The 10010-nt window shown below is 42.7% G+C and carries 6 protein-coding genes, 1 rRNA gene and 1 pseudogene; 1 reads left to right on the forward strand and 7 read right to left on the reverse strand.

All coding sequences use genetic code 11. The annotated features are described in order from the left end of the window. The 6 genes from HMPREF0666_RS11525 to pflB all read right to left on the reverse strand — a co-directional run. Positions 1-360 (reverse strand): 16S ribosomal RNA (locus tag HMPREF0666_RS11525); the annotation flags it as partial. A 630-nt stretch (positions 361-990) separates the two neighbouring features. Next, positions 991-2664 carry an AMP-binding protein gene (locus tag HMPREF0666_RS11530; protein ID WP_009012535.1) on the reverse strand — a complete coding sequence of 558 codons (1674 nt, stop codon included), beginning with the start codon at positions 2662-2664 and terminating at the stop codon, positions 991-993. 132 nt (positions 2665-2796) lie between these two features. Beyond that, complete coding sequence (locus HMPREF0666_RS11535; RefSeq protein ID WP_009012536.1) at positions 2797-3351, reverse strand: helix-turn-helix domain-containing protein; 555 nt, start codon at positions 3349-3351, stop codon at positions 2797-2799. Positions 3352-3994: 643 nt separating this feature from the next. Continuing rightward, positions 3995-4471, reverse strand: a complete 477-nt coding sequence (locus HMPREF0666_RS11540) for an arginine repressor (RefSeq protein WP_009012537.1) — start codon at positions 4469-4471, stop codon at positions 3995-3997. A gap of 343 nt (positions 4472-4814) precedes the next feature. Continuing rightward, positions 4815-5597 (reverse strand): pyruvate formate-lyase-activating protein, encoded by a 783-nt coding sequence (pflA, locus tag HMPREF0666_RS11545; protein ID WP_009012538.1) that lies wholly within the window; start codon positions 5595-5597, stop codon positions 4815-4817. After that, on the reverse strand, positions 5584-7830 hold the full coding sequence (gene pflB, locus HMPREF0666_RS11550) for a formate C-acetyltransferase (RefSeq protein ID WP_009012539.1): 2247 nt from the start codon (positions 7828-7830) through the stop codon (positions 5584-5586). The genes pflA and pflB overlap by 14 nt, the downstream gene beginning before the upstream one ends. A gap of 382 nt (positions 7831-8212) precedes the next feature. On the opposite strand from pflB, the gene HMPREF0666_RS11555 reads away from it, so the two are divergent. Continuing rightward, on the forward strand, positions 8213-8941 hold the full coding sequence (locus HMPREF0666_RS11555; protein ID WP_083822546.1) for a Bax inhibitor-1/YccA family protein: 729 nt from the start codon (positions 8213-8215) through the stop codon (positions 8939-8941). An 812-nt stretch (positions 8942-9753) separates the two neighbouring features. On the opposite strand, the pseudogene HMPREF0666_RS11560 reads toward HMPREF0666_RS11555, so the two are convergent. After that, positions 9754-10010, reverse strand: a pseudogene (locus HMPREF0666_RS11560) (IS1380 family transposase); the annotation flags it as partial.

The raw sequence follows: 10010 nt of genomic DNA on the forward strand, positions 1-10010 counted from the left end.
TGCCTCCCGTAGGAGTTTGGACCGTGTCTCAGTTCCAATGTGGGGGACCTTCCTCTCAGAACCCCTACTGATCGTTGCCTTGGTGGGCCGTTACCCCGCCAACAAGCTAATCAGACGCATCCCCATCCATTACCGATAAATCTTTACTTCAAATCTGATGCCGTCATCGAAGACCATGCGGTATTAGTCTGCCTTTCGGCAGGTTATCCCACAGTAATGGGAAGGTTGGATACGCGTTACTCACCCGTGCGCCGGTCGACGTCCATTCAGTGCAAGCACTAAATGCCGTTTCCCCTCGACTTGCATGTGTTAAGCCTGTAGCTAGCGTTCATCCTGAGCCAGGATCAAACTCTCCATTGTAAAATATGTTTTGGTGATAAGTGATGGGTGATAAATGATAATGGATACCATGTTAACCCAAACGCTTCACCGAGTAATCTCTGTTTCAGAACGCTTATCCTAAAAGTATCAAGTTAAAAAGCACCTATTCTTTTATTCCTTAATTGTTTTGAGGCGATGCCTCAAAAGCAGGAACAATGAATTGATCGGTTCGTTTCTTTTACCCATCTGAATGACAAATAATGTCAGACAGACGCTTCTTGTACTACTTCTCTGTTTATGTAAATATTTTCAAAGAACTCTTTCTTCTATGCTTTAACTAACTTGCCAGGAGGCTTGTTTTGTAAAGCGAGTGCAAAGGTATACAGAATTTCCGTACCCTCCAAACATTTTGAAGAAAAAGTTTCAAAAAAGTGCACTTTTTCTTCTTTCAGGCCTAATTTGAAGCTTAATAATCGGTTTACACCTTATATAATATAAGCAACATACAACCGTAATAAAAGCAATCACACATCATTCTCATGCCTCTTTAAATTCAACGGAACAGTATCAACAAGGGGCAGAGGCTCTATCTTTGAATAAAAAAAGTCAGAGATTAGCCTAACGACCCACCCGATGCACACCGGTTTACAGTCCTCTGAAGGCAGAAGACTACTGCTTATCACGCTCACGAATCTCTACACGACGAATCTTACCAGAGATAGTTTTAGGCAAAGCATCCACAAATTCAATGATACGCGGATACTTATAAGGAGCAGTCACACGTTTAACATGACCCTGCAACTCCTTTATGAGCGCCTCTTTATCCTTATCCTTCCACTCCTTAGCAAGGACAACAGTAGCCTTAACAACCATACCACGAATTTCATCAGGTACACCCGTAACTGCACACTCAACGACCGCTGGATGCGTCATTAACGCACTCTCTACCTCAAACGGACCAATACGATAGCCCGAGCTCTTAATGACATCATCAGCACGACCTACAAACCAAAAGTATCCTTCCTCATCACGCCAAGCCAAATCGCCTGTATGATAGAGATTATCATGCCACACCTTCTCCGTCAGTTCAGTATCCCGATAATAGCCCTTAAAGAGCCCCAACGGTTTTCCTGCACTGGTATCGATACATATCTCACCCTTCTCACCATCTTCGCACGGTGTTCCGTCAGGCCTCAACAATTGTATATCATACTGAGGATTAGGCTTTCCCATACTTCCAGGTTTAGGTTTAACCCAAGGGAAAGTACCCAAAGTCATCGTTGTTTCAGTCTGTCCAAATCCCTCCATCATTTTAACTCCAACGAGGTCGAAGAACTTTTGGAAGACAACAGGCTCAAGTGCTTCTCCTGCCGTAGTACAGTATCTTAGCGAAGAGAGGTCGTATTTTGAGAAATCTTCTTGCAGCATAAAGCGATAGATAGTAGGTGGAGCACAGAACGATGTAATGTGATATTTCTCCATCATACGCATAATCTTCTCAGCCGTAAATTTCTCATGATCATACACAAAGACCGTTGCACCGGCAAACCACTGCCCATAAAGCTTACCCCACACAGCCTTTCCCCAACCAGTATCAGCCACCGTCAGATGGACACTATCCTCATCGAGGTTATGCCAAAAGACACCCGTAATAAGATGACCTAACGCATAGAGATGATCATGTGCCACCATCTTCGGCTCTCCACTGGTACCACTTGTGAAATACATCAGCATCGTGTCTTCATTGGAGTTTACCTTCTCTGGTCGAACAAAGGCCGGTGCCTTCTCCAATTCGGCAAACCAATCATGAAAGCCTTCAGCCACAGGCTTATTTCTCTCAGCCAATGAGTTAACAGCAACGAGCACTTCAACTGTTGGACTCTCCGCCATAGCCTGCAGAACCTGCGTCGTTACGTATTCATCATTGACGCATATAATAGCCTTTACCGACGCACGTTGATTACGATAGACAATATCACTTGCCGTCAACATGTGGGTTGCAGGAATGGCCACAGCCCCTATCTTACACAAAGCCATCATTGAAACCCACCATTGATAATGGCGTTTCAAAATCAGCATAACCTTGTCTCCACGTCGAATACCAAGACTTAGGAAATAAGCAGCAGCTTGATCGGTCTGCTCTTTGAACTCCGCATACGTCGTTTTCAGCTCCTCTCCACGCTCACTGGTCCACAACAAAGCCAACTTATCAGGTGCCACTTTCGCCCATTCGTCCATGACATCATAAGCAAAGTTAAATGTTTCAGGGACTTTGAAATGCAAGTGTTCTCGAAAATCTGCCTCTGACGTGAAATGTGTTTGCGTCAAATATCTCTCTATCATCTTATCCTATTGAATTAAAAACATGGTCTATAGACTACTCTATAGCACATAAATAAACATTAAAAGACCAAACCTTTCTCTAAGTCTCACGATATTCCATCGTTTACTTAGAGCTATTGAGTAAATTACAACCTAAAATATAATTGCCAAGAAGCGCATCGTCACGTTATCCAAAGCACGCATACAGTGAGGCTGATTAGCATCAAAATAAATACAATCGCCTGGTTCTAAGATAAATTTCTTATCCCCTATTCGCAGGTCCATACGGCCTTCCCAAACCATATTAAACTCTTGTCCAGGGTGTATATCCATATTTACAGGGGCATCTTCAGGCTTCGCCTCAACCGTCACAAGGAAGGGGTCGGCCCGACGTCCACTGAATCCGCTTGCTAAACTCTGATATTTATATGCGAACTTACGCTCTACGCTCATACCTTTCCCCCTACGTGTAAGGAAATAAGAACACATGTGTGGTTCCTCACCAAACATCAAAGCGTCCAATGCAATACCATACTTTTGAGACAACTTATACAGTCTACTAACCGACAAGTCGTTCTCTCCCGCTTCCATCTTTAGATATTTCTCCTCCGTGACACCGCAGGTCTCTGCCATTTCCTGTACTGAGAGGTCTAAAGATTCACGTAACCCTTTTAATCTTTCGCCTATTTGCTTTATCGCTTCTTCCATAATTCAACATACTACTTTACTCTCCGCAAAAGTAATAAATAAAATCATATTGGCATTAAAAAGTAACAAGTATTCGATAAAATAAGCATTAAATAATTAAATTTATACACACTTGTAGGATGTTTGTGCATGTAAATAGTAACTTAAAAGTGTAATCGGATAAAGCTAAATAACCCTACACAGATATAGAGGATATTTATAAAAGAAGAAGAAAGAACCCTGAACGTGCACGCAGAAAATGTAAAGATATTTCGGCGAACATTTCCTTCTCCATTCGAAGAGAGCCTCAACTTGTTTCAAGAAGACGCCCTTCTTCATCCAAGAACATGCCCTTCAAGAAGCAAGAAGACGCCTTTCTTGGAGCAAGAAGGGCATCTTCTATTTCGTTATTCACAACATACTGATTACTTGTTGGTTACAGATTCTATTATAAGAGATAGTACATTCCTATTTCGAAGATACTTGTCGAGAGCAACTGTAATAGTTTTTTACGCTTCACCTAAGTCCTCCGAAATATGGAGTAGCGACCAAGCTACCACTAAGAAGATAGGATAAGCCATAAATAAAGCTCGTTGCGTAAAGCCCTATTCAAAGGAAATACGCAACGAGCTAACGTCGAATATAGTTGATTACTACCTAAGTACTATCCAATCTCTGGGATTACGTAAGACAAAGCATCCAGTACTTGCCCACGAGTAGAACCCTCACGAAGAGCGATGAAGATGGTATCATCTCCAGCAATAGAACCTAAGATGTAAGGAGAATCCAAGTTATCAATATCGTATGCAATAGCACTGGCATAACCGGGACGCGTCTTGACAATAGCCAGCTGACCAGAGATGTTCACCGAGATATACCCACTTCTCTGCAACATCTCAGTTGCCTTACGAGGCGTTGTCACCCGTCGGTACATTGTTTCATTTGGTAGAACATAAACGTACTTACCGTTCATTGAAGCCGCCTTTGCCACCTTCAACTGTTTTAGGTCACGACTCAACGTAGCCTGCGTCAGCTTAAATCCCTCTTGTTCCAATACCTTCAATACTTCTTCTTGGGAACTTAGTTCCATACTTGAAATAAGCATTTTCAATGTTTCAAGTCTACTGTTTTTTACCTTCATAACCCGTATATAAATTCTAATTCGGCTGCAAAAGTATGCAATTATACCGATATATGCAAATAAAAACGTATAAATTAAGAAGAAAGAGTATTATTATACCGCATAATGTTGCATAAATACTCAATAATAAAACATACATACTTCCAAACTTATCTCCACCTATCAGTCATCTTATCACATAAAGTCTCTTAAAGCTAACCTTATTGTTATGACTATCTAAAAGCACAGTGCCGAGACAAGAAAACAGAGGAACATGTATCTACAAAACACCAGAGGAATAACGCAAACCCCTCATGAAGCTTACTTATAAGACACTTGTTACACCATAATATATATACCCCCGTCATTCTGTCAATATCTTACGTGCATGGAGAACACTCTCTTCCGTAGGAGGTTTCACGTCTGTGAGTTTATAAGGAATGCCCAACTGCTCCCATTTATAGACTCCCAAGTCATGATAAGGTAGCACTTCAACACGCTCCACATTGCTTAACGTGTCTATGAAAGAACGAAGTCTGTGCAACGACTCATCATCGTCATTAATACCAGGGACTAAGACATGTCTTATCCACACAGGTTTATGAATATCCGACAGATAACGTGCACAATCTAAGATATTCTCATTCTCCCACCCCGTAAGCCGTTTATGGGCATCATTGTCAATATGCTTTATGTCTAATAAGACTAAGTCGGTATATTTCATTAATGCTTCAAAATCCGAGAAACGACCATCCTTTCTGCTGAAAGGTTGGGCAGAAGTGTCAAGACAAGTATTGATACCTAAGTCCTTAGCCTTATGGAATAGCTCGGTCAGAGGCTGTATCTGTAGCAGCGCCTCACCCCCACTCACCGTGATGCCACCCTTCTCACCCCAATAGCTGCGGTATCTAAGTGCTTGTGAAAGGACATCATCAACAGAGCGGAGGTTACCCCCCGCCCTGTCCCATGTGTCTGGATTATGACAGTACTGGCACCGCATAGCACATCCTTTAAGGAAGATGACGAAACGAATACCAGGCCCATCAACCGACCCGAACGACTCTACAGAGTGCACCCGTAGCATCGTCTCAGACGTCGGCAAATCCGATAATTCAATATGTTGACTATTCACTTTACATTGATCCATGTGCTCGACGAGCAATAACGTCCATCTGCTGCTCACGTGTGAGGTCGATGAACTTCACAGCGTAGCCACTCACACGGATGGTAAAGTTAGCATACTCCTCCTTCTCAGGGTGCTCCATACAGTCGATTAGTTTGTCTACACCAAAGACGTTCACGTTCAGATGGTGTGCACCACGGTCGAAGTAGCCATCCATAACACCCACGAGAGTGTTGACACGTTCCTCGTCATTGTGGCCGAGAGCGTCTGGGCTAATCGTCTGAGTGTTTGAGATACCGTCAAGCGCATACTCGTATGGGAGCTTGGCAGTTGAGTTCAACGATGCTAACAAGCCATTCTGCTCTGCACCATAAGAAGGGTTAGCACCCGGCGCAAGCGGTGCACCAGCTGGACGACCATCTGGCATATTACCTGTAAACTTACCATATACCACGTTTGAAGTGATGGTAAGGATACTTGTTGTAGGTTCAGAGTGACGATAGGTGTGGTGTTTACGAATCATATCCATGAAGGTCTTTAACAACCATACTGCTATATCGTCAGCACGATCATCGTCATTACCATAACGAGGGAAGTCACCCTCCGTCTTATACTCTATTGGGAAGCCAGTCTCATCACGTATGATGTTCACCTTAGCATACTTGATAGCCGAGATAGAGTCGACCACATGACTGAAGCCAGCGATACCCGTTGCGAAAGTACGACGTACGTCTGTATCGATGAGAGCGAGCTCTGCAGCCTCATAGAAGTACTTGTCGTGCATGTAATGGATGAGGTTCAATGTGTTTACATAGACACCCGCCAACCACTCCATCATATCCATGAAGCGAGGCATAAACTCCTCGTAGGTAACAACATCACCCTCTATCGGACGGTAAGCAGGTCCACACTGCTCACGTGTCTTACTGTCAACGCCACCACTAATAGCGTATGTAAGACATTTAGCAAGGTTTGCACGAGCACCAAAGAACTGCATCTCCTTTCCTGTCTGGGTAGCAGATACACAGCAACAAATAGAGTAGTCGTCGCCCCAGATTGGTCGCATCACGTCATCATTCTCGTATTGTATAGAGCTGGTAGAGATAGAAATCTTTGCAGCATAGTCCTTGAAATGCTTTGGAAGACGAGAGCTATAGAGCACGGTGAGGTTAGGCTCTGGTGAAGGACCCATATTCTCAAGTGTATGAAGGAAGCGGAAGTCATTCTTAGTCACCATTGAACGGCCGTCCATACCTAATCCTGCCACCTCGAGCGTAGCCCATACAGGGTCGCCAGAGAAGAGCTGGTTGTATGAAGGAATACGTGCAAACTTAACCATACGGAACTTCATAACCAAGTGGTCGATAAGTTCTTGTGCCTCTTTCTCCGTTAGTGTGCCTTCTTTGAAGTCTCGTTGAATGTAGATATCGAGGAAGGTTGAGATGCGACCCACCGACATCGCCGCACCGTTCTGGGTCTTTATGGCTGCTAAATAGCCAAAGTAAAGCCACTGAACAGCCTCATGTGCATTGTTAGCAGGCTCAGAAATGTCATAACCATAGATGGCTGCCATCTCCTTCATCTCCTTGAGAGCCTTTATCTGCATAGAGATCTCTTCACGTAAACGGATTATCTCTTCAGTCATCGTACCGTCTCCACAGTTGCGAAGGTCCTTTGCTTTCTCGTTGATAAGGAAGTCTACACCATAAAGTGCAACTCGACGATAGTCACCAACGATACGTCCACGACCATAGGTATCAGGGAGTCCTGTAAGAATATGGTTGTGTCTTACAAGTTTCATCTCGTCTGTATAAGCATCGAAGACACCATCGTTATGTGTCTTACAATACTTTGTGAAGATCTCATGTAGCTTTTCAGAAGGTTCATAACCGTAGGTTGTGCAAGCTTGCTCAGCCATCTTGATACCACCATACGGCATAAACGCACGCTTCAGAGGTTTATCAGTTTGTAAACCAACAATTTTCTCCAAATCCTTGGTTCCTTCTCCGATGTAGCCAGGGCCGTAGGCAGTCATACTGGAAACGACCTCGGTCTCCATGTCTAACACACCATTCTTAGCACGTTCCTGCTTTTGCAGCTCTTTGAGCATACCCCAAAGTTTGTTTGTTGCGGCTGTAGGTTCTTCAAGGAATGAAGCATCACCATCATAACTTTCGTAATTATCTTGGATAAACTGACGCATATTGACTTCGTCGAGCCACTTTGTACCAGTGAATCCTCTCCAGGCTTTTTTCATAAATGTCTGTTTGTTACGTTGTGAAATATTTAATACTTTTAGCTATAACACATCATACTTACAAAGTACTATGTATTACAGTGACCAAAGTTAGACAAAAAAAGCGTAATAGCAAGTAATTGAACACATTATTATACATAAAATACATAAAAGTAGGTATGCCTTTCGTAAAGTCGAAGCGAAAATGATAATAACACGTAACCCACCTTATTATATAAAGCAAAAACCATAATATCTAAAAAAATGAAAAAACATGTACTACATTTGTCAGTATCTAATCTTTCTATTATCTTTGCGATTGAATGGCATGACATTTGTACATTCAAACATAGATGGCACATTTCTTTTGAGCCAATAACCCATTGATAACAAATTAAAAAGAATGAATATGAACTTTGACAATTTCACTAACGTAACAAACACACAAGAGCGTGACTTAGAGATGTCACGTGTCTTCCCTTCCTTAATGCGTAAGGTTTATATATGGATGACGATGGCGCTTGCTATCACTGGTGTCGTAGCATACGGCGCGGGTAACTCTCCTGCACTCATCCAGTTCCTCTACATGGGTAGAGGTGCTATGATTGTCATGGCATTAGTAGAGTTTGGTATCGTCTGGTATCTCTCTTCACGCATTGACAAACTGTCTCTCACAGCAGCAACAATATGGTTCATTATCTTTGCTACTGTCAATGGACTCACATTAGGATGGATTTTCGCTGCCTTCTCATCAGTGGTCATCACGAAGACATTCCTTGTAACAGCAGGAACCTTCGGAGCAATGGCGTTGATAGGTTCTACTACTAAGAAGGACTTGACAAAGATGGGTGGTATCCTCTTCATGGCCCTTATCGGTCTTATCATTGCAGGTCTTGTGAACATCTTCCTAAAGAGTGCAATGTTCGATTTCATCGTAAGTGGTATCGGTGTACTTGTCTTTACAGGACTTACTGCATGGGACGCTCAGAAGATTAAGCGCAACCTTCAGATGGCACCAGATGCTGACGAGGGTGCTCAAAAGATAGCACTCCTTGGTGCATTGAGCCTCTACCTTGATTTCATCAACCTCTTCCTCTATCTTCTCCGTTTCTTCGGTAACAACAGAAACTAATCAGACAAGAGAAATAAATATCTAAGGACAGTCGCATTACGACTGTCCTTTTTTTTTATTGTCCTACGTAAAAGAAGACATGAGTTTTCTATCAGCTCCTAATTTCTTGACCATAGATATAAGGCAAAAACACCAAGATTAGTTTTATTTTCAGTTGCTGTCATATTTAACATTTAGCGTAACTATCCTATTATCTAACTACTTACACGACCACAAAGGATGATAGATATGACAGGAAAAATTGTTTTTAGCAAATTGAGTTATCAGTAATGACCACTCTCATCACACATGAAATGTGAAAGAGAGCATGCCTTTTCAGAACGCATAGACTATGGATAACAAATAAAAACAACCCCAGACGAGTTTATTCATAACGCCTTACTCCCTCTTAGTATTAGGGTCTTCATCTGGCTTTTCTCCCCTCATCTATCAATGTCCGGACGCCCCGGACACCTTGTCCGGAGGCTTCGGACAAAGTGTCCGGAGGCCTCGGACAGATTGTCCGAAGCCTCCGGACACATGATGCGAACGGCAGATAGCAACCGTATTGCAGCCTACAGAGATGGGAAGAGACCACATATACCAAACAAGCACAGGGTTAATACTATTTCAAGTACACGTTGAAGGCAGTTTTCTTAATACCTCAATTCCGCAGCATTATTCCTTGTGAGGTACTTTTATATATTGAAGTGATATTTTGGGATTAATCCATTGATTTGGGAATTTTCCAGGGTTCTTGGTTCTTGCATAGGCATGAAATCCCCCCACCCAAACCAATGGGGAAGTATGAAAACACCACAAAGAAATACTGTTTATTCAAGGAATACTTCAGCGTAGTAGGTTTTATTTGTATACAGGTTTAGAACGTTCTGCCTTCCCGTTCGCACCCATTTTGCTGGAACGCTGACAAAATGCAGGATAAAGGCTTTCAGTCTACTTGTCTTTTTCAATGGCTTGACCTTTTCGCTGATATGACGGACGAGATAGAGATAGAAGTTCTTCAGCATAGCGGTAACCATCATGAAAACCATGTTCTCAGCCATAAAGGAAAATGGCAGATGTGACCATC

The sequence above is a fragment of the Prevotella sp. C561 genome, from assembly GCF_000224595.1.
In the GTDB taxonomy this organism is placed as follows: domain Bacteria; phylum Bacteroidota; class Bacteroidia; order Bacteroidales; family Bacteroidaceae; genus Prevotella; species Prevotella jejuni.

Bases quoted from the DNA above. Each gene is read 5' to 3' on its own strand.
- HMPREF0666_RS11530 (WP_009012535.1), bottom strand. From the start codon at position 2,664: ATGATAGAGAGATATTTGACGCAAACACATTTCACGTCAGAGGCAGAT.
- HMPREF0666_RS11535 (WP_009012536.1), bottom strand. From the start codon at position 3,351: ATGGAAGAAGCGATAAAGCAAATAGGCGAAAGATTAAAAGGGTTACGT.
- HMPREF0666_RS11540 (WP_009012537.1), bottom strand. From the start codon at position 4,471: ATGAAGGTAAAAAACAGTAGACTTGAAACATTGAAAATGCTTATTTCA.
- pflA (WP_009012538.1), bottom strand. From the start codon at position 5,597: ATGGATCAATGTAAAGTGAATAGTCAACATATTGAATTATCGGATTTG.
- pflB (WP_009012539.1), bottom strand. From the start codon at position 7,830: ATGAAAAAAGCCTGGAGAGGATTCACTGGTACAAAGTGGCTCGACGAA.
- HMPREF0666_RS11555 (WP_083822546.1), top strand. From the start codon at position 8,213: ATGAATATGAACTTTGACAATTTCACTAACGTAACAAACACACAAGAG.